This is a genomic window from Eudoraea sp. (assembly GCF_039969275.1).
GTDB lineage: Bacteria > Bacteroidota > Bacteroidia > Flavobacteriales > Flavobacteriaceae > Eudoraea.
Genome location: NZ_JBDVOC010000002.1, coordinates 15177 through 36270, shown reverse-complemented (window position 1 = coordinate 36270; position 21094 = coordinate 15177). Strand labels below are relative to the sequence as shown.

The following is a 21094-nucleotide window of genomic DNA, read 5'->3' as shown; positions in this document are numbered from 1 at the left end:
TCTAGAATTTTAAAATTTCTTTTTGCAGCATCTGAAAAGCCTTATGTACTGCTTTTTGAACGATTTTTGTACGGTGATTTCCCATTTTAAATTTTTCCACTAAAACATTATTCGGCGCAGCAATTGCAATATAAACAGTCCCTATGTCAGCATCAGAATCACCTTTTGCAGGGCCCGCATTGCCCGTTGTTGCCATAGCAAAGTCTGCCTTCAATAATTCCCTGACATTGACAGCCATTGCTTTTGCAACTTCAGCGCTAACTACAGAATTCTTTTTTACCAACTCCTCAGGCACATTAAGAACATCTATTTTGACCTGAGTGGCATAACTTACCACACTCCCTAAAAAATAAGCTGAGGCACCTGGAATAGCTGTAATTTGTTCTGCAATTTTGCCTCCGGTAAAACTTTCAGCTGTGGCCAGGGTCATTTTCTTTGAAGTTAGCAATTTAGCAACTCCAGATTCTATAGACCCATCTTCTTCTTCACCATATATGATATCCCCGATTATGGAATATAATTTTGCTGATTCTTTTTTGACAGCATCTTCTATGACATCCTTGTCTGCTCCTTTCGCAGTTAATCGCAACCGAACTTTACCCAAATTAGGGAGGTAGGCCAGTTTAACAAAAGAAGGTAAATTTTCCTCCCAATCCTCTATTCTTGCCGCAATGGCGCTTTCCCCCATGCCATAGGTCATTATTGTCTTATGGTAAATATGCGGACGATCAAAAGTTGCCACAATCTTTGGGATAACTTCATTGTTTATAAGATTTTTCATCTCAAAAGGCACTCCCGGAAGAGAAATAAAAGTGGCTTTTTCAGTTGTAATCCACATCCCCGGAGCAGTACCATAGGCATTGTGTAATACCTGAGCTTTAGAGGGAACGAAAGCCTGTTGCCTGTTGACATTGGAAATAGGTGTGGCAATATAATTCTTAAACAACTCTTCTATATGAGTCAATACCTGCTTGTTTTCAACCAGATTATCATCCAAAAACTCACAGAGCGTATGCTTTGTTATATCATCCTTGGTTGGTCCTAAACCGCCAGTAATGATAATAATTTTTGCCCGCTTTTCGGCATCTGACAAAGCCTTTAGAATATGAGCTCTATCGTCCTGAGCAGAAGTTATCTGGAAGACTGAAACTCCAATCTTATTTAATTCACCGGCAATAAAGGCAGAGTTGGTATCTACAATCTGTCCTATTAGAATTTCATCGCCAATTGTAATAATTTCTGCAAGCATCAGAAACTAAAATCGTTTTTAAGTTCAGAAATTACCTGATGAATATCTTTCTTTAGAAGCGGAAACTTTTTCTCAATTTCTTCCTTATTATCGGGATTTTTACCTAATGTTTCAATATTCAGGGCAATTACTCTGCTCTGTTCCATGCCCAACAAATCTACATTCGGTTTAATTTTATGCGCCAGTTTATAGACATTTTCGTAATCACCATTTTCAATTGCCTTCTCTAGATCTTCAAGATCCTGGGGCACTTCCTCAAGAAATACAGAAATGACAGAATTGATGAAATCCTCATCTCCTTCAGCCATCTCATTTATTTTATCCAAACTGTATATCATTTATTTAATTTTTACGGTAAGTAATTCTTCATCTTCAAGCATAGCCGAAAGGTAATCATTTGCTCTTATTTTACCAACACCCGCGGGAGTTCCGGTAAAAATTATATCTCCCTTTTTTAACATAAAGAATTTAGAGACATATGAGATGAGTGAATCTATGTTCCATAGCATTAAAGCTGTATTCCCCTTTTGGACAATAGCCCCATTTTTGGAAAGTGAAAAATTCAGTTTATTCAAGTCTTTAAATTTTTTCTTATCTACCCATTTTCCAATAACAGCCGAACCATCAAAACCTTTAGAAATTTCCCAGGGAAGACCTTTTTCTTTTAACCTGGATTGCAGATCCCTGGCTGTAAAATCTAACCCAAGCCCAATCTCATCATAATAGGTATGGGCAAATTTCTCATTAATATGTTTACCAACTTTTTTAATTTTTACCAAAACTTCTATTTCATAATGAATTTCATTTGAGAATTCCGGGATATAAAAATCTTGTTCCTTTGGAAGAACTGCAGAATCGGGCTTGATAAATACCACCGGATCCTTGGGCCTTTCATTGGCCAGTTCCTCTATATGATCCACATAATTACGACCAATACAAATGATCTTCATCTATAATTTCTTAAATATTTTAGCTTAATTTATTATTCAGCTGACTTAGTTTTATCTGAGTAAGTACCTTTTTTGTATAAAGTGGAAAATCAGCATTCAAAATCCATCCAAAATATCCTGGTTCCTGGTCCAGTACTTCCAGCACTTTTTTACCCTTATGTTTCCCAAATGAAAAAACTTCATCCTCATTTTCATCCAAAACAATAAAACCAGCAAAATCCACAGACTGTTTTCGTCTTGAAAAATCAGATAGCTTTTTTATGTTGTTTTCAAGCTCTGGATAACGTTTTAACTGAGATAGCAGGACTTCGTACGTAGCCATGGTATCGGCTTCAGCACTATGAGCATTATTAAGATCCTTATCGCAATAAAATTTATATGCAGCCTCCAGGGTACGTTTTTCCATCTTATGAAAAATGGTTTGAACATCTACGGATAACATGTTTTTAAGATCAAAATCAATTTCTGAACGAAGCATTTCTTCAGCCAGCAGAGGGATATCAAAGCGATCCGAATTAAACCCGGCCAGGTCGCAGTCTTTTATTATGTTGTAAACTTCTCTGGACAATTCCTTAAATGTAGGTTCGTTGGCAACTTTTTCATTAGAAATACCATGAATAGCAACTACCTCATCAGGAATGGTCATTTCAGGATTAACTAACCAGGTCTTACTTTCTTTATTGCCATTAGGATATACTTTCAGAATGGAAATTTCAACGATCCGGTCCTTAGCCACATTGGTCCCCGTGGTTTCCAGATCAAAAAAACATATGGGTTTGCTGAGTTTTAGTTCCATTTTTGTGGGATATTTAAGTAAAGATAGTTTTTAAAATAAAGTTAAACAGGACTTAAAAACCTATCTTTTAAGAGATTTCAAATAAAGGTAATCCAATTAACATATCGTCTAAAAGTATTAAAGGTGGTATTATTGAAATGAAAAGCTAAATATTTCGTATTCAAAAACCTCTAAAAAAAGACTAAATCTCCCTATCGATATCCCAGGCCTCAAGATAGTCTGCAACGGTTTTAACGAACATGCCGCCAAGAGCCCCATTCACTACCCTATGATCATAACTATGTGAAAGAAACATTTTGCTGCGGATACCAATGAAGTCGCCCTCTGCTGTTTCTATAACAGCCGGCATCTTTCTAATGGCCCCCAAGGCCAATATAGCCACTTGTGGCTGGTTAATAATAGGAGTTCCAAAAACACTTCCAAAAGAGCCCACGTTTGTGACTGTATAGGTGCCTTCTTTTATCTCATCTGGTTTTAGTGCATTGTTTCTTGCCCTGTTCGCAAGATCATTAACTACTTTGGCCATTCCAACCAAATTTAGCTGATCTGCATTTTTTATTACAGGTACAATCAGATTTCCATCGGGCAATGCAGCAGCCATTCCAATATTAATATTCTTTTTCCTTATCACTGTTTCCCCTTCAACTGAAATATTAACCATTGGATATTTCTTTAAGGCCTTCGCAACAGCCTCCATAAAAATAGGCGTAAATGTTAACTTTTCTCCTTCACTTTTCTGGAAAGCTTCCTTAACCTTATTCCTCCATGCAACCACCTTGGTAACGTCTACTTCAATAAAACTTTGCACATGCGCTGAAGTTGAGATACTCTCTATCATATGGTGGGCAATAAGTTTACCCATCCTTGTCAATGGAATAATCTCATCTTCACCATTAGACTGTACTCTGGTAACCTGATGCGGTTCTGTACTAACATCCGTTTCCTGCTTTAAAGGCTCAGGTGGCTTAACCGGGGTTACAACAGGCTTTGCAACCGGAGTGATTTCAGGCTTGCCGTTCTTTATATAGTCCAAAATATCATTTTTGGTAACCCGGCCTTCTTTGCCAGTACCTTCTATGCCATCCAGTTCTGCTGTGGTTATACCTTCCTCTCTGGCAATATTTTTAACAAGGGGAGAATAGAAGCGAGTGGTGTCGGCTATACTTTGAGCAGTACTACCAACAAGTTCCTGAACATTGGCCACTTTTTCTTCTATAACGGCCACTTCCTCTGGAAGAATTTCAGTTGATTCTTCTTTTTGGCCTTCATAGGTGGCTGCTGCAGACTCCGATCCTCCTTCCATTTCTATAACTGCCACCGTCTGTCCTACTTTGATGATATCGTCTATATTAAAAAGTTTTTCCAGCAACACACCCTCAACTTCGCTGGGTACCTCAGAGTCTACTTTATCTGTTGCAATTTCAAAAACTGCCTCATCCATTTCTATTGTATCGCCTACCTCCTTTAACCAAGCAGTTAAGGTTGCTTCTGCAACACTTTCACCCATTTGCGGCAATTTCAATTCAAACTTTGCCATATTATTATTTAAAGTGCTTTTTTGAATAAATATTTTGCAAAAATACTAAAAAAACGCCCCTATATTTAAATTTATTGTATGAATTATCCTCATGTAGCCTTCAAGGAACCTTCAAATGGAATTCTGTTAAGAATGCTTCTTCCCAATGTCACTTCATCTGCATATTCCAATTCATCTCCTACCGAAATACCTCTGGCTATTGTAGAGATTTTTATATCAAAAGGCTTTAATTGTTTAAATATATAAAAGTTAGTGGTATCACCTTCCATGGTAGAACTCAGTGCAAAAATCAGTTCCTTTATCTGATGTTGGCTTACTTTTGAGATCAAAGAGGAAATGGTCAAATCCTGAGGCCCAACACCCTCCATCGGGGATATTTTGCCCCCAAGCACATGGTATAACCCTATGTATTGACCTGTGTTTTCAATGGCCATTACATCTCTAATATCCTCAACTACACAAACCATGTCTTGCTCCCTTTTAGGGTTTGCACAGATTTGACATAGTGCAACATCTGATATATTATGGCAATTTGAGCAAAATTTAATTTCCTCTCTAAGCGCCATAAGTGAACTAGATAAATCTGAAGTTTGTTCTCCGGGCTGGTTTAATAGGTGAAGTACTAACCGCAAAGCAGTACGTTTACCAATTCCCGGTAACTGAGACATATGGTAAACCGCATTTTCTAAGAGTTTAGATGAAAATTCCATAAAGGCAAAATTACATAATGTTTTAAGTTTTTGTACTTTGCGCTAGTAATTTATTTTTATGACAGCATCGCATATTCTGCTTCTTATTGGCGGTTATTTCTTCTTGCTATTGCTAATCTCTTACTTCACCGGAAAAAACGATTCCAATGCTGATTTTTTTAAAGCAGGAAAACAGTCGCCGTGGTATTTGGTAGCTTTTGGTATGATTGGCGCTTCATTATCCGGTGTCACTTTTATATCCGTTCCCGGCTGGGTAGAAAGTTCCCAGTTTAGTTATATGCAGGTTGTTTTCGGGTACCTCGTAGGATATTTTGTTGTTGCTTTTATTCTGATGCCTATCTATTACCGCCTGAATGTTATCTCCATTTATGAGTACCTCAAAGAACGCTTTGGAATTGTCAGTTACAAAGTAGGTGCTTTATCTTTCTTTATTTCCAGGGTGTTAGGAGCCTCTTTCCGGCTGTTTTTAGTCGCCATAGTTCTACAACAGTTTGTATTTGACGCCTGGAATGTACCCTTTGAACTTACCGTGGTCTTATCCATTCTCTTAATATGGATATATACCTTTCGAGGGGGTATTAAAACGATAGTTTGGACAGACACCTTGCAGACCTTGTTTATGCTATTGTCTGTAGGGTTATCAATATACTTTATTAATTTAAAATTGGACTGGAGCTTTACGGAGTTTATTAATTCGGAAGAATTAAAGGAATACAGCAAGGTCTTATTTATCGATGATTTTTACGCCAAAAACCACTTTATAAAATCTTTTATTGGTGGTTTGTTTATCACTATTTGCATGACCGGACTCGATCAGGATATGATGCAGAAGAACTTGACCTGCAAAAATTTAAAAGACGCCCAGAAGAATATGGTTTCCTTCAGTCTTATTCTGATTGTGGTAAATTTTGTTTTTCTCCTTTTGGGGGCTTTGCTTTTTATTTATGCTGATAAATTTAATATTGCTACCCCACTAATGGACGGGGAGCCAAAATCTGATCTCCTGTTTCCCGAAATTGCACTAAACAGTGGTTTGGGTGTTACCGTGGCAATAACTTTTATGCTTGGACTAATTGCGGCAGCCTACAGCAGTGCAGATAGCGCCCTTACCTCTTTGACAACTTCTTTTTGTGTAGATTTTCTCGGAATTGAACAGAAGCCGAAAAACAGTCAAAAAATAATAAGGAAAAAAACACATATCTGGATGAGCTTGCTCCTGATTCTAATAGTCATACTATTCAAATACGTTTTAGACAGGAATGTTATCGATGGCCTTTTGACTGTAGCTACCTATACTTATGGCCCACTATTGGGTCTGTTTGCATTTGGGATATTTACAACTTATAAGATACAGGACAACTATGTTTGGGTTGTTGCAATAACATCGGTACTGCTTGTCATTGGAATTGCGAATATACCTCCTGCCTATCTGGGAGGATATGCAGTGGGATATGAGCTTTTACCTGTCAATGGATTATTTACTTTTATTGGATTATATATTATTAGAAGAAAGACTAATTAATATTGATCCGTAGCCAATAGCACCAAAGTACAGGCCACTTCTACTTCAATAACATTGTCGCTTAATATTTTATAAAACTCAGGATTTTCCGTACCAGGGTTAAAAATCACCCGTTTAGGTTTCATTTGAATAATTTGTTCGTAATACTCCTTTTGTCGTTTTTCATTTAGATATAAAGTAATGGTATGAATATTTTGAAAGTCTTTAAGGTTTGAACTGATCTTCACACCTGATATATCACCAATCTTTGGCCCAAAAGCTACGGTTTCAATTTGCTTTGCCAATAATTTATTTATTGCCAAATAACTGTAGCGATAAGGGTTTAATGAAGCCCCAAAAACAAGTGTAGTTTTCATAATGTATTGCTCTTTTCGTTAAAGTGTGTTAATTACTGTAACTATTCAAATTATAATTCGTCTTTTCATAGTACACCCAAAAATTAATTCGTTGTGGTGCTATATTTTTATAGTTAATGGTTAGTGTTTAGTATGGCCCATCAACGAAAGAAACCCCGACAGATCTGTCGGGGTTTTAATTTATTCTTACATCAGGCTAATTGAAAGCACTTTCTAACCATTAATACACAAAGATACTGCTTCATTTTTCTTCTTTCTCATAAAATCAATTGGGATAAAAAAGGTCGATAATATTTTTTTAAAATATGTTAAAATCACTAATTCTCGTAACATAAACTGAGGGCCATCGTCAAGTAAGTATCATCAATCAATCATAATCGAGCAGTTCATGAATAAATTAATTCTAGCTGGTATCCTACTTTTTAGCGGGGTATTCTTAACCCGGGCAGCATATTTAAATTCAGACAACTTATTGGGTAGTATAAGTGGTAAGGTAATAGACAATGCTCAAAAAAAACCGGTTGCATATGCTGCCATTGTAATCAAATCTGCTACTGATAACACTACTATTACCGGAGCGATCACCAATGAAGATGGTTCATTTGAAATAAAAAAATTACCAGATGGTTCTTTTATAGTAGAAGTTCAGTTTATAGGTTATCAGACTTATAGTCTTCAACTTACATTATCCAAGGAGAAACGGAATGCCGATTTAGGAATTATTACTTTAGATGAAGAAGCAGAAGAACTAACCGGTGTCGAGGTAGTTGCTGAGCGCACCACTATTGAACAACGAATAGATCGTAAAGTAGTAAATGTGGGCAAAGACCTTACCACTGCAGGGGCCACAGCTTCGGAAATTATGAATAATATTCCTTCGGTAAATGTAGATCAGCAAACCGGGCAACTTAGCATGAGGGGAAACTCAAACGTAAGGGTTATGATAGATGGCAAACTATCTAATGTGCCGGTTGCGCAATTATTAAGACAGATACCTTCTACTTCCATAAAATCTATTGAACTAATCACCAATCCCTCTGCAAAGTATAATCCAGATGGAATGAGCGGCCTAATAAATATTATTCTTCATAAAAGTTCAAATATTGGATTTAACGGAAGTTTAAATACAGGTCTGACCGTTGGTGAAGAAGCCAAATTCAACAGTTCAATTGACCTTAACTACAGACAGGGAAAAGTAAATGTATATGCGAATTTAGGTAACAATATTGGCAATTATGTAAATAATGGATTTATATACAGGATCGACGAGAATTCTGAACAATTATTCGATTTTTTTGACAACAGGAAATCTAATCTATTTAAAGTAGGAATTGATTTTTATCTAAATGACAAGAACACATTATCTTTTTTTACCAACCAAAATTATTTTGATGGGAAAACAAACGGCCAGACACAAGTAACTTATTTTGAAGATCCGCTACTCAATACCAATCAAATCTTTAATAATAAGAATGATAATCATAGCCAACAATATAATTTTGACTATAAATTGGAATTTAAAAAAGAGGGTCATAATATTGAGTTAGAAGTAGATTATAACAGGTTTACAGATGAAGAAAATGCCGAATTTAAATCGACAGGGACAACACTATTCCCAGATTATCAAGATTTTGTAGATACCAAAAGAGATCAGACTATAGTAAACCTGGACTATGTTAATCCTTTGGATTCTATTTCCAATCTTGAAGCTGGTCTTGAAGCCAGAATTTTTGAAACCAATGTGGATTATTCTTCTACCGGACTTTCCTATGCGCCAGATGGAAATTTAATACCAACCCCGGATACAGATTTTGTTTATGGCATGGATATTTACTCAGCATATGCAAGTTTTAGTCAGAACTATGAGAAGTGGGGATATCAGGTAGGACTTCGGGTGGAAGATGTTGAAGTTAAGGCAGACACCAACCAGGTTAGGGCATTTACAGATAACTATACAGAGCTTTATCCCTCTGGTTTTGTTACTTATAGCCCTTCAGACAAAAATCAGTTTCAATTAAGTTACAGCAGACGTGTAGACCGCCCGGGATTAACACAGGTAAATCCTATCAGGGAATGGTCCACTCCTTTAATATCCTCCTTTGGCAATCCAACTCTTGTACCTCAGTTCACCAATTCTTTTGAAGTAAATTATACAAGGCGTATGAAAAATGGAAGCATAACCTCAGGTTTATTTTACAGGAGTATTAAGGATGAAATTAACAGAGCGGTTTATTTAGACCGATTGGATCTGAACAAGATTATATTAACCTTCGACAATTTTGACAATACCTCGGCATATGGAATCGAAGTATCAGGTAACTATAAACTAACCAAATGGTGGAGTATTAATGCCAGTTTTGACCTTTATTCCCAAACGCAGCGCGGAATTACTGAGAGCTTGCAAACTGATAATAATACCGCTACACAAGATGATATAATTACTGAGGAGGTTGAGGTAAAAAATACGGCGTGGAATTTTAGAATGAATAATAGTTTTAAGGCCACCAAAAATTTAACTTTTCAACTATTTGGATTCTACAGAGGACAAAACAGAACCATTCAGTTTGAAGTAGATCCCATGTATTTTGTAAATCTAGGTGCCCGCTATAATTTTGCACAAGGTAGAGGCACATTCAGCATTAATTTCAATGATGTATTCAACACCATGAAATTTGCTTTTACAGGCGATAAGCCTTTCTCCCAGGTTGGTGAGTTTAATTGGGAGAGTCAAACTGTTTTTGCAGGAATTTCGTATCGGTTTGGAAGTGGAAAAAACAAAGCTGCAAAACGAAAAAGAAGGGATAATAATACTAAGCAAGGTGGCGGCGGCATTCTATAAAAAATGATTGATAAACCATGCAAGGGTATTGGTTGGTTATCTCTTGTTGAATTTGTCAATTTAATAAACCCCGACTAAATAGTCGGGGTTTAATTTAAACAGAATCATCCAAAATTCCGGTTGGCAAGCCATCCAGACTATTTGTATTCTTCTTGCCCATGTATTCCATAAGGCCTTTTGCACCTTTATTTTCTGCCCATATATTGAGCATGTTACGCTCGGCTTTATAGTCCAAAAGCGGTATACCCATCCCACAGGAGGTCTGTACTAGTTTTATTCTCATTTCAATTAATTGCCTGCTACCAGCTATTTCAGGAAATTTTCCAATATGCTCTTTCCAAAAGGAATCTCGCTCGTGGAATGCTCGCGCTTCACCATATAGACGCAAAATCATTGGCTTCCCTTCGAATGCACAAAACATGATAGTCATTCTTTTGTTGTATTGCAGATGGGTAGCAGTTTCATTCCCGCTACCGGTAAGATTTAACCAAAGAATTTTAGTGGTATCAATAATTCTGAAAGAATCCATTCCTTTTGGAGATAGATTAATTGATCCATCTTTCATGGCAGTTGCAACAAAAAATAGCTTTTGATTAGAAATAAAATCTACGTGAGTAGAATCCAGACTTTCATAACGTTTCCCCATCCAAATTAGATTTAAATTTTTACCATCGGATAATGGCACTGCCCCAGGTAAATCCACTCCCAAATGCGGCCAATACTACAAGATCTCCTTCTTTAATCTTACCCTGTTCCCACACTTCGGTGAGTGCTATGGGTATTGAAGCAGCTGTGGTATTCCCATATTTCATAATGTTGTTATATATCTGGTCATCTTTTAACCTGAGCTTTCCCTGTATAAACTGTGAAATTCTCAAATTGGCCTGGTGCGGAATTAGCAAGTCAATTTCTGTCACCTCAAGATTATTTGCTTTTAATCCTTCCATAATTACCTCGCTAAAACGAACCACGGCATTCTTAAAAACAAACTGGCCATTCATATAAGGAAAGTAGGATTCGTCATTGGGATCATTGTCTTCTAATATATCCAGGACCCATCGTTTTCCCATACCAGGAGCTATTAAGGAAAGTTCTTCCGCATGGGCGCCCTCTGAATGCAAATGGGTAGACAATATCCCTTTAGAATTATCCTCCTCTCTGGTCAAAATGGCAGCGCCAGCACCGTCTCCGAAAATTACCGATACCCCCCTGCCTCGAGTTGTCATATCAAGACCGCCAGAATGTAACTCAGAACCTATTACCAGTACATTCTTATACATGCCGGTCTTTATAAACTGATCTGCTAGGGAAATGGCATAAACAAAGCCGGAACATTGATTTCTTATATCTATTGCGCCAACTGTTTTAATACCCAGATCTCGTTGTACCAATACTCCCGGTCCAGGAAAGTAATAGTCCGGGCTCAAAGTTGCAAACACAATAAAATCTATGTCATCTTTATCTATCCCCGCTCGTTCAATAGCTATTTTTGCCGCCTTAACACCCATAGTGGAAGTGGTATCCTCTCCTTTTACGACGTGTCGCCGTTCTTTTATACCAGTCCGCTCCTGAATCCATTCATCATTGGTATCCATGACTTTTGACAGGTCGTCATTAGTTACTACATTATCGGGTACAAAATAACCCAGTCCACTAATTTTTGAATTATACATTATTTTGTATGTGTGTTAGTTAATCTGAAAAGAATTGCCTGTAAATCGGGAACTAATCATCAAAAGAGATATAATATCAACAATCTAAGATAGCTAAAAAATAATTGATGAATTGGGAAGTCCAGAGAACATAAGATAATTCTTAAAGATATTTTTTTTGGCAGCTGTGACGTATTCTTAGCCCTTACGTTAGTTTAAAAAGATAGTTTTTATAATTAATAATATACGATTTGAGCTAAACTTTAAGATTATGCAAAAAATGGTTAAAACAAAATAATTTTATATTCTGTGTGAAGGCCTATCACGAGTTTTTTCGAATTCAGATGACTATATTTTATGTTGAATTTATCTTTAATTTTATTAAACCGAATTAAAGAGTATTATAAAAAAAGTGTGCTTTCGAGGGAAAGCACACTTTCAAACAACCTAACCAATTAATCAACATTCTGATTACAAAATCAAATCTTTTTCATAGCAATTCATATTTCGCAATCACAATACAAAAATACATAATGTTTAATTATTATACATATAATTTAAACATAAAATATGTTAAAGTTTAGCTTTCTAGATTCTAGAAGATGTTAAAGTGTCAGTTTGTCACCTGCATACAGTATGGTACTTTTTTTGACATGAGTTAAGTTATAATTTAAAAAATCAAATAAATATGGCTACAGGTAAGATTAATGTTTCAGTTGAAAACATTTTCCCATTAATTAAAAAATTCCTTTATAGCGATCACGAGATATTTTTACGCGAGTTAATTTCAAATGCGACAGATGCCACACTCAAATTAAAACACCTTAGCTCACTCGGCGAGGCCAAGTTAGAGTATGGCAATCCAATGATTGAAGTGAAGATAGATAAGGAAGGTAAAAAACTTCATATCATTGACCAGGGTATTGGCATGAGTGAAGAAGAAGTTAAGAAGTATATTAATGACATAGCATTTTCCGGTGCTGAAGAATTCCTTGATAAATACAAGGATGCGGACAAAGACTCTGGCATTATAGGACATTTTGGCCTGGGCTTTTATTCTTCCTTTATGGTTGCTGATAAGGTGGAGATTATCACCAAAAGTTATACCGATGAACCGGCAGTACATTGGAGCTGTGATGGGTCACCAAAATTCAATTTGAAAAAATCGAACAAGAAAGAGCGTGGTACTGAAATAATTTTAAGTATTGCAGATGATTCCACTGAATTTTTAGAGGAGAACAGGGTAACTGAATTATTGCAGAAATACAATAAATTTATGCCCATTCCAATTAAATTTGGAACAAAGACTGAGACTCTTCCAAAACCTGAAGATGCTAAAGAGGATGATCCGGCTCCAACAATAGAAGTAGATAACATAATAAATAATCCCAACCCTGCCTGGACTAAGAAGCCAGCAGATTTAAAACAAGAGGACTACAAGAATTTTTACCGGGAATTGTATCCAATGCAGTTTGAAGAGCCCCTGTTCCATATTCATTTAAATGTGGATTACCCCTTTAATCTGACGGGCATACTTTATTTCCCAAAACTTACTAATGACTTAAGTATTCAGAAGGACAGAATTCAACTGTATCAAAACCAGGTTTTTGTAACTGATAATGTTGAAGGTATAGTTCCAGAATTCCTGACTATGCTGAGAGGTGTAATTGATTCGCCGGACATTCCCCTGAATGTATCCCGATCATACCTGCAAGCAGATGGTGCAGTTAAAAAGATTTCCTCATATATAACAAGAAAGGTTGCAGATAAGCTTACATCTCTATTCAAACATAATCGCGAGGATTTTGAGAAAAAATGGAATGATATTAAAATAGTCATTGAATACGGAATGTTGTCCGAGGAAAAATTCTTTGAAAAAGCTGACAAATTTGCATTGTACCCCACTGTAGATGGCACTTATTTTACGTTTGAGGAGTTGAAAGAAAAAATTAAAGCTCTTCAAACAGATAAAGATGACAAATTGGTAGTACTATATGCATCGGATAAGGAGTCACAGCATAGTTATATTGAAGCGGCCAAAGCTAAAGGTTTTGAAGTGTTACTTCTTGATTCACCTATTGTGCCGCATCTGATGCAAAAATTGGAAACTTCAAATGAGAAATTATCTTTTGCCAGGGTAGATGCCGATCATTTAGATAATCTGATCAAAAAAGAAGACACACAAATAAGCAAATTGTCTGATGAAGAGAAGGAAAAGCTAAAAGCAAATATAGAAGAGGTAACTACAGATAAAGGTTACACTGTACAATTGGAAGCCATGGATAGTGAAGCTTCTCCTTTTATCATCACTGAACCAGAGTTTATGAGGCGAATGAAGGAAATGCAGCAAACCGGAGGCGGAGGTGGAATGTTTGGCATGGGAAATATGCCCGAAATGTATAATTTAATTGTAAATATAAATCATCCATTAGTTAGTGAGATTCTTGGAACAAAAACGGCTAAAAAAAGAGATCGATTAATAAATCAATCTTTAGATCTTGCCCGATTATCCAAAGGCTTGCTCAAAGGTGAAGAACTGACTAAGTTTATTAGCCGCAGTTACGAGATGATTAAATAAGTTCTTAGTTTTTGAATAATCAATGAGCAATAAGTTCATGCTCATTAAATGCTTCACGGGTTTAATTTAAACTATCATTAAGATAATTTAGGTTCTGCCGTGAAGCATTTTTATATTACTGAAAGTATTTAATCGTAAATTATCCTGAATAACGGTTTAATCAACAGGGAATTTCATTCCCAACAATCAACTTAATCCCAATCTGTTATCCAGATGTCTTTTCATATAAATTATCTGCACATAGAAGAACAACATTATACCTATTAATGCGTAGACGGCGGTATTAGGCAGATGTATTTGTGAAAGAACTTCCATAAATCCAATTTTATTTAAAGTCACTGAATTAATATTAGGCAACCAACTAATAGAAAGGTCCAGTTTTCCAAAAATTATATAGGTAAATAATATTACAGTAATGGCAGCCAAAATCAACCAGCTTCTTTTGGAAATCAAAGGCTTATACTTAATTGCCGTTGTTTTTTCTTCTTGTGCTACTATTTTGGACATAATGTTTTGTGTAAAACCATCAGAGGGTGTCTCAAGCCCTGCACTTCTTACAATTTTTTTTACAAAATCATTAAGCTGTTTATCTTTATTCTCTTCCATAACTTTGTATATTTTCAAATTCCAAATTATTCTCCAAAATTTTTGCTAAACGTTTCCTACCCCTAAACAGTCTCACTTTAATAGTATTAGCAGGAATCTCCATAACCTTTGATATTTCATTCATTGAAAGTGTTTCAAAATAATATAAAGTAATTAAAACAGCATCAGCAGCAGGTAGTTTCTCAATTGCATGTTTTATTATTTCTGCTCGCTCCTTTACTTCCATCCTATCTAAGGCATCATCCATTGATGCTATATTATATTCTTCAGAAATATCTATTGCGGTTGTCTCAACTTGTCTTTTATTCTTTTTCAAATAGTCTAAACTCCTATAATATGCAATCTTATACAACCATGTAGAAAATTTAGATTCACCCTTAAAATCATTTAATGCATTATATGCTTTTATAAAAGAATCCTGAGCTACTTCCTCTGCATCCTCCCTATTTTTTACAATTTTTAATGCCAGAGTGTATACCATATGCTTATACCTATCTACCAATATAGCATAGGCATTATTTTCCCCTTTTATAACCTTATCAATAAGGTCCTCATCCGGTTTTTGGCTCATTTGTTATATCAGACGCATATAATAACGTCCTGGTTACATAAAATAATAAAAAAAACTCATTTCCTGTAACCATCTTTGAAATTTGTTCGTCATACCCTATGAACAAATTGTTTAATCCATTAAAAACTAAATATCATGGGAGGAGAAATTATTATAGTTGCACTCGTATTCGGAGCAATTTTTGGCGTTTTTTATTTATATTTTTCGACGCGAAATAAGGAGCGACTAGCATTAATTGAAAAAGGTGCTGATGCCAGCATATTTGTAAAAGGAAAAAGGGAGCATACTGCCCCTTTCTGGAAAGTATTAATTCTTAATCTATCCTTATTGCTAGTTGGGGTTGGATTGGCCATATTTATAGCCTCCATACTTACAAACGCAATGGGAATGGATGGGGATGTAGCTTATCCTGGAACTATTTTAATAATGGCGGGTCTTGGTCTTTTTGCCGGTTTTACCCTGACAAAAAAATTAGAGAAAGAGTAATAACCAAGATTGTCCACATTAAGAGAACCAAAACCATTGTAAATATTTACAATGGTTTTTTATTTGTCTGCTGCATAATTTGTTTTAAAGCCATACTTTATAGAACTTTAATAGTTCAAAATGGTTGCTAAATGGATGGTGATGTTATTTCCTTAGTCCATGCCTTAGGGGTTTTTCAAGGATTAATTTTAGGGGTAATACTTATTTTTATTAGTAAGAAGAATAAGTCGACGTTCTTTTTGGGTTTATTTCTTATAGGATTTGCCATTGAATTTTTGCCCGTTATCTTAGAGGATTTTAAAATCCTTGAAAATCATCCTGGATTACTCCTTCTTCCCATTAGCTTTTCATGGATCATTTTTCCCATCTTTTTTCTGTACGTGCAAAAGATCTCCATCTTTGCCCATGAGAGAGTAACTTACCGGATATTGTATCCAGGAGTGATTTCTATACTTTTTCTGTTTCTTTTATTTTTACTTCCTGAAGGAGCAAAAGAATACTTACGCGGGACATATCTTTTCGAAATATTATTCGCGCTTGGCCTTATGTATTCTTTATTCATTATTGTCCGAATAAACAAATATCTTAATAATCACACTGAAGAAGTAAAAAATCAGTTCGCCTCAGTCAAAAACAAACAACTACAATGGACCAGGTTTTTTATAGCTTTTTGTTTTGTACTTATTGCCGTGCATATCGGGACATTATTCGTTGAGGTCGCCCCTGTATTCGAATTGCTCATAGCCTGTTCCAACCTAATTCTTGTTTTTACTATTGCTATCAGTGGAATTATTCAATATAATGTGATTTCCGTTGCTCATCGGGCAGATCTACCAGTAAAAGAGCCTTCTTTGGATACAGAGGATCCAAAAGAGAAAGTTCTTGAACTTATTAACCGAATAGACCAATATGTTAGGGATTCCGCTGTTTATACAAAACAGGATCTGACCGTAGTAGATATTTCAACGGCTCTTAAAGTTCATCCCAGAGATGTATCTATAGCAATCAATAAACATTACAATAAGAACTTCAATACATACATTAATGAGTTCAGGATAAAGAAGGCTCAGGAACTACTTAAAACTGATATTCTTACTAATTTAAGTATAGAAGGGCTGAGTCGTGAAGTGGGTTTTCATAGCAAGGCTTCATTTTACACAGCATTTAAAAAAGCTACCGGTACCACGCCGATGAATTATCATACTGAGGTTTTAGAAAACTAGAACAATAAAGAGCAGTTTAAAGCACACTTCTTATTCTATTTAATGGAATTCAACCCTTTTTGAGTATTTAATTCTGAAATTAAAACTTCTTAAGATTGAATTCATAAGCTCAAAACAATCCTTTTGATAATATTTGCATTCGATTTGACTAATGTGTTACATGTTTAATGAATCCCATATATGGGAAGTAGTTTATGAAAGTTGAATCTGAATAGTTCCCCTTAGGGCCATATATATGGCCCTATTTTTTTGATTTATCAATGTTACCCAAATTAAAAAAAGTGTTCATGAATTTAATAGAATTAAGCCCTGAAGGAAATTTTGAAAGTTGGGAAATCACCAGATTGAACGAATTGAGATCTGAACAATTCGTTGAAACATTGGGCCAGTCTCCTATATACGAAAATGACGAATTCAGATTATGGGATATTACTTTAAAACCAAAGGAAAGGCTTCCTTTTCGGAAAATTACCAATGACTTTAGTTATACTTTTCTAACCGAAGGTTGTGGGATTTTTCATCAAGGCGATGGAAAGATAAATTTTGGACAATTCAAACTAGGTGATGTTTTCCATTATAGTGTAAAAAAGCACGGAGAAATTATTATAGATATTGAAAATATTAGTCTTGAGGATTTAAAATTCATGGTGTTTGAACTTAAACTAAAATCTTAACCCTTCTTCAATTTCACTAGTTTCTTACTAGCTCTTTGTTTTGTCTAAATTCTGGATTCCTGTTTAGAAATCAAACTCTTTGATTTGTATTTAATACAAAGGCTTGATATCTTTAAAGTATGCAGGTATTATCTACTAATATTGGGAATTTAACCAAAATTAATTGGAATGGAAAAGAGCTTAATACAGGTATCTTTAAACACCCAACTAGTTCTCCATTGGTTTTAGAAACAGAAAAAGTAGTGAATGATTCCATTGCAGACCGAAAAGTACACGGAGGTGTGTATAAGGCTTGCTATCTCTTTTCTGCCAAGCATTATCCTTATTGGAAAAACCGATATCCGAATTTAGACTGGAATTGGGGAATGTTTGGAGAAAACCTCAGTGTGAGTGATATGGATGAAACACAACTCAGAATAGGTGATATATACAAAATTGGTACCGCTTTGGTGCAAATATCACAACCCAGGGAACCTTGTTTTAAATTAGGAATTCGGTTTGGTACTCAGCTGATTTTGAAAGAGTTTATAGAGTATGGATTCCCGGGCACTTATGTGAAAATACTTGAAGAAGGCCAGGTTTCATCAGGAGATAAAGTTACCCTAATTGAACCTTCTGATAATTTATTAACTGTACATCAATTCTTTCAATTACTATATGCGAAGGAAAAAGATGAAAAAATCTTGAAGCTGGCGATAGAAAATCTTGCACTCCCTGAATATAAAAGAGAACGTCTAAAAAAATATTTGTAAAAAAAAGGGGCCTAATAGGCCCCTTTTTAAAACTTAACTAAACAACATACTAGTTAACTACAATATTTTCATAGTAGGTATTTTCACCATCCTTTACCACTACCGTATAGCGATCTTCATGGGCGGTTTCAAAATTAAAAGCCTTTGTTACAATGCTTTCGTTCTCAATTACTTCACTAAATAATGTACGGTTATTGCCGTCCAAAACTTTAATTTTTACATCTGTACCATCCAGGTTAAGTAAGTTAAGAAAGAGCATCGAACCCTTTTTTCTAAATACCGGCTTGGTATTTTCAATTCTCTTTAGAATTTTCACCTCCTTGTTTTCAACACTTATTGGATAAATGAGCGTCCTTAAAGAATCGTCTAGTCTGATATAGTAAGAACCATTCTCTAGTTCATTCAGGTCAAACTTTTTGGTATAGGTTGATGCCGAAATTTTCTCTGAAAATATGATGTTCTGATTTTCATCAATTATCTTGAGAAGGGTCTTGCTGTTTTCTGAATCTAATTCTACAATTAAGCTTTTAGATTGACCTTCCGTCAACAAACTTAGTTTAGGTTCTTTTGCCAAGCCCACTACTGTAGCAAACATAAAGGCGATCATTGCGGTGAATTTCAAATTTGTTTTCATAACATTTCGTTTTAGAGTTAATGAATAATTTACAGGACAAACCTACCACCAAAGCATTTCAGGAAATACAACCAAGTTTTCTAATTTATATCCTATTTTAACCGATTGTTAACAGCTTTTTAATTTATAGGTTAATATTGCACATATAATTGGTAATTTCGTAACTATAGACTAATACAGTGTTGAGTAATTTTACATCATCAATCATCAAAAAAAAATGAAAAAGTATAAACCGGCTTTTGAAGCTATTGAACCCAATTTTGGGCATTCATATACGTATCAAAAATTTGATTCCACAAAGAATAACAAAGACAATTTGTGGCACTATCATCCTGAAATAGAATTAGTTTATGTTAACGGAGGAGCAGGCAAACGACAGATTGGAAGTCATATTTCATGTTATACCGATGGCGACTTAATCTTAATTGGAAGTAATTTACCTCATTGTGGATTTACGGATAAATTTACGGGGAATAAAAGTGAAATTGTTATACAAATGAAAGTGGACTTTTTGGGTAATTCTTTTTTCAATATTCCAGAAATGAAACAAACCCAGACTTTGTTTGAAATTGCGAGGGGAGGTGTTGCTTTTAGTGGTGAAACCAAAAATATTGTTGGCGAAAAACTGGAAAATCTTGAAAATGAATCAGATTTTGAACAGTTGTTATCCATTTTGTCCATATTGAATGATCTGGGAAATTCTCAGGATTTTAAAGTGTTGAATGCAGAAGGCTTCTCATTTAAAACAGATATAGAGGATAACGACCGAATAAATATCGTTTTTAATCATGTGAGAAATAATTTCAAAGAAGAAGTAACCCTTTCAGAAATTGCAGATAGGGCCGGTATGACAGTACCTTCTTTTTGCAGATATTTCAAAAAGATAACCAACAAAACTTTTATTCAATTTGTGAATGAATATCGTCTGGTCCACGCGTCAAAATTACTTGCTGAACAGCCCATGAGCATAACAGACATTTGTTTTGAAAGTGGTTTTAATAATTTTTCACACTTTAATAAATCTTTTAAGGCATTTACAGGCCAAAACCCTTCTGAATACCGAAACAGGTTAAAAAAGGTGGTTCAATAATAGATAACAAAGTTTTGAAACAACTGAAATTACAACTACCCGATAGTGATATCACTTATTTCTCCAATTTTCTGAATTGTGAAAATGCCAATACTTATTTCGAACTGCTTAAATCTTCAGTTTCATGGCGTCAGGATGAAATAAGAGTTTACGGTAAATTATATGCTCAGCCCAGGTTAACGGCACTGTATGGAACTAATAATCGATCTTATTCCTATTCTGGTATTACTATGCAACCACTACCATTTAGTGAGACATTATCAGACCTTAAGGCGAAAATATCCGTGTTAACTCCTGCCAATTTTACAAGTTGTCTTTTAAATTTTTATAGAGATGGGAAAGACAGTAATGGCTGGCATTCAGATGATGAAAAGGAATTAGGGAAGAATCCGGTAATAGCTTCATTATCTCTGGGCCAGGAGCGTTATTTCCATCTAAAACACAAAAAATTAAAGGATTTAAAATATAAAATTCTTCTTGAGCATGGGAGTCTTCTTTTAATGAGGGGTTCAACGCAACATTTTTGGCAACATCAAATCGCCAAAACAACGAAGCCAATTGGGGAAAGAATTAACCTGACCTTTAGAGTTATCCCATAAAAAAATCGACTATTATTAGTCGATTTTCTTATACCGTTTTTTGCAGAGTTGAATACTATCTTTAACACTTTGGTAGACTATGCTAATTTCCACATACACAACCTTAATAAGTTAACGTATAAAACAAAGGAGAAATATAAGATATCGCTAAGTTCCTTGTTTATTAGGTAAAAAACACTTTTAATGGTCTAATTTTAAATTACTTAACTAAAAAATGTCAAGAAATTTTTAAAGGTCCTATCCGACTTAATTTTGTCAGCATAATTAGCA

At 35.2% G+C, this 21094-nt stretch carries 21 protein-coding genes; 9 read left to right on the top strand and 12 right to left on the bottom strand.

The features are described 5' to 3' along the window. Position 1: 1 nt before the first annotated feature. From ABJH90_RS00195 to recR, 6 genes are all read right to left on the bottom strand, one after another. Positions 2-1249, bottom strand: a complete 1248-nt coding sequence (locus tag ABJH90_RS00195) for a competence/damage-inducible protein A (protein WP_348139454.1) — start codon at positions 1247-1249, stop codon at positions 2-4. Further along, positions 1249-1587, bottom strand: coding sequence for an Hpt domain-containing protein (locus ABJH90_RS00190; protein ID WP_348139452.1), 339 nt, complete (start codon positions 1585-1587; stop codon positions 1249-1251). Before ABJH90_RS00190 ends, ABJH90_RS00195 begins: the two co-directional genes overlap by 1 nt. Further along, on the bottom strand, positions 1588-2199 hold the full coding sequence (locus ABJH90_RS00185) for a fumarylacetoacetate hydrolase family protein (RefSeq protein ID WP_348139450.1): 612 nt from the start codon (positions 2197-2199) through the stop codon (positions 1588-1590). Between the two features lie 19 nt (positions 2200-2218). Next, on the bottom strand, positions 2219-2995 hold the full coding sequence (locus ABJH90_RS00180) for an exonuclease domain-containing protein (RefSeq protein ID WP_348139448.1): 777 nt from the start codon (positions 2993-2995) through the stop codon (positions 2219-2221). Positions 2996-3176: 181 nt separating this feature from the next. Further along, the gene (locus ABJH90_RS00175; protein ID WP_348139446.1) at positions 3177-4532 is read right to left on the bottom strand and encodes a dihydrolipoamide acetyltransferase family protein; all 1356 of its coding nucleotides are present in this window, start codon (positions 4530-4532) and stop codon (positions 3177-3179) included. Between the two features lie 89 nt (positions 4533-4621). Further along, on the bottom strand, positions 4622-5242 hold the full coding sequence (gene recR / locus ABJH90_RS00170) for a recombination mediator RecR (RefSeq protein WP_348139444.1): 621 nt from the start codon (positions 5240-5242) through the stop codon (positions 4622-4624). 58 nt (positions 5243-5300) lie between these two features. Between recR and ABJH90_RS00165 the strand changes: the two genes are divergently transcribed. Beyond that, positions 5301-6764, top strand: coding sequence for a sodium:solute symporter (locus ABJH90_RS00165; protein ID WP_348139442.1), 1464 nt, complete (start codon positions 5301-5303; stop codon positions 6762-6764). On the opposite strand, the gene ABJH90_RS00160 is transcribed toward ABJH90_RS00165, so the two are convergent. Beyond that, a complete protein-coding gene (locus ABJH90_RS00160; RefSeq protein WP_348139440.1) occupies positions 6761-7120 on the bottom strand; it encodes a CoA-binding protein in 360 nt (119 codons plus the stop codon). The genes ABJH90_RS00165 and ABJH90_RS00160 overlap by 4 nt on opposite strands. A 388-nt stretch (positions 7121-7508) precedes the next feature. Between ABJH90_RS00160 and ABJH90_RS00155 the strand changes: the two genes are divergently transcribed. After that, positions 7509-9959 (top strand): TonB-dependent receptor, encoded by a 2451-nt coding sequence (locus ABJH90_RS00155; protein ID WP_348139437.1) that lies wholly within the window; start codon positions 7509-7511, stop codon positions 9957-9959. A 94-nt stretch (positions 9960-10053) separates the two neighbouring features. Here ABJH90_RS00155 and ABJH90_RS00150 read toward each other — a convergent pair whose 3' ends face one another. Together ABJH90_RS00150 and ABJH90_RS00145 are read right to left on the bottom strand one after the other, a co-directional pair. Beyond that, positions 10054-10605, bottom strand: a complete 552-nt coding sequence (locus ABJH90_RS00150; RefSeq protein ID WP_348139435.1) for a pyridoxamine 5'-phosphate oxidase family protein — start codon at positions 10603-10605, stop codon at positions 10054-10056. Positions 10606-10624: 19 nt separating this feature from the next. Next, positions 10625-11632 carry a beta-ketoacyl-ACP synthase III gene (locus tag ABJH90_RS00145; protein WP_348139433.1) on the bottom strand — a complete coding sequence of 336 codons (1008 nt, stop codon included), beginning with the start codon at positions 11630-11632 and terminating at the stop codon, positions 10625-10627. Between the two features lie 667 nt (positions 11633-12299). Between ABJH90_RS00145 and htpG the strand changes: the two genes are divergently transcribed. Further along, a complete protein-coding gene (gene htpG, locus ABJH90_RS00140) occupies positions 12300-14189 on the top strand; it encodes a molecular chaperone HtpG (protein ID WP_348139431.1) in 1890 nt (629 codons plus the stop codon). 186 nt (positions 14190-14375) lie between these two features. On the opposite strand, the gene ABJH90_RS00135 is transcribed toward htpG, so the two are convergent. Together ABJH90_RS00135 and ABJH90_RS00130 are read right to left on the bottom strand one after the other, a co-directional pair. Then, entirely contained in the window at positions 14376-14795 is a 420-nt protein-coding gene (locus ABJH90_RS00135; RefSeq protein ID WP_348139429.1) for a hypothetical protein, read from the bottom strand. Continuing rightward, on the bottom strand, positions 14782-15366 hold the full coding sequence (locus tag ABJH90_RS00130; RefSeq protein WP_348139426.1) for a sigma-70 family RNA polymerase sigma factor: 585 nt from the start codon (positions 15364-15366) through the stop codon (positions 14782-14784). The genes ABJH90_RS00135 and ABJH90_RS00130 overlap by 14 nt, the downstream gene beginning before the upstream one ends. A gap of 135 nt (positions 15367-15501) precedes the next feature. Here ABJH90_RS00130 and ABJH90_RS00125 point away from each other — a divergent pair, with 135 nt between their 5' ends. The 4 genes from ABJH90_RS00125 (at position 15502) to ABJH90_RS00110 (ending at position 18501) form a co-directional block, all read left to right on the top strand. Beyond that, the gene (locus tag ABJH90_RS00125) at positions 15502-15852 is read left to right on the top strand and encodes a DUF6249 domain-containing protein (protein ID WP_348139424.1); all 351 of its coding nucleotides are present in this window, start codon (positions 15502-15504) and stop codon (positions 15850-15852) included. Between the two features lie 131 nt (positions 15853-15983). Next, entirely contained in the window at positions 15984-17075 is a 1092-nt protein-coding gene (locus ABJH90_RS00120; protein ID WP_348139422.1) for a helix-turn-helix transcriptional regulator, read from the top strand. Positions 17076-17362: 287 nt separating this feature from the next. Next, positions 17363-17749 carry a hypothetical protein gene (locus ABJH90_RS00115; RefSeq protein ID WP_348139420.1) on the top strand — a complete coding sequence of 129 codons (387 nt, stop codon included), beginning with the start codon at positions 17363-17365 and terminating at the stop codon, positions 17747-17749. 119 nt (positions 17750-17868) lie between these two features. Further along, a complete protein-coding gene (locus ABJH90_RS00110; protein ID WP_348139418.1) occupies positions 17869-18501 on the top strand; it encodes an MOSC domain-containing protein in 633 nt (210 codons plus the stop codon). A gap of 49 nt (positions 18502-18550) precedes the next feature. Here ABJH90_RS00110 and ABJH90_RS00105 read toward each other — a convergent pair whose 3' ends face one another. After that, positions 18551-19135: a hypothetical protein gene (locus ABJH90_RS00105; RefSeq protein ID WP_348139416.1), complete on the bottom strand. Its 585-nt coding sequence runs from the start codon at positions 19133-19135 to the stop codon at positions 18551-18553. A gap of 217 nt (positions 19136-19352) precedes the next feature. Here ABJH90_RS00105 and ABJH90_RS00100 point away from each other — a divergent pair, with 217 nt between their 5' ends. Together ABJH90_RS00100 and ABJH90_RS00095 are read left to right on the top strand one after the other, a co-directional pair. Next, complete coding sequence (locus ABJH90_RS00100) at positions 19353-20225, top strand: AraC family transcriptional regulator (protein WP_348139414.1); 873 nt, start codon at positions 19353-19355, stop codon at positions 20223-20225. A 23-nt stretch (positions 20226-20248) separates the two neighbouring features. Continuing rightward, on the top strand, positions 20249-20824 hold the full coding sequence (locus tag ABJH90_RS00095) for an alpha-ketoglutarate-dependent dioxygenase AlkB (RefSeq protein WP_348139711.1): 576 nt from the start codon (positions 20249-20251) through the stop codon (positions 20822-20824). Positions 20825-21094 lie beyond the last annotated feature (270 nt).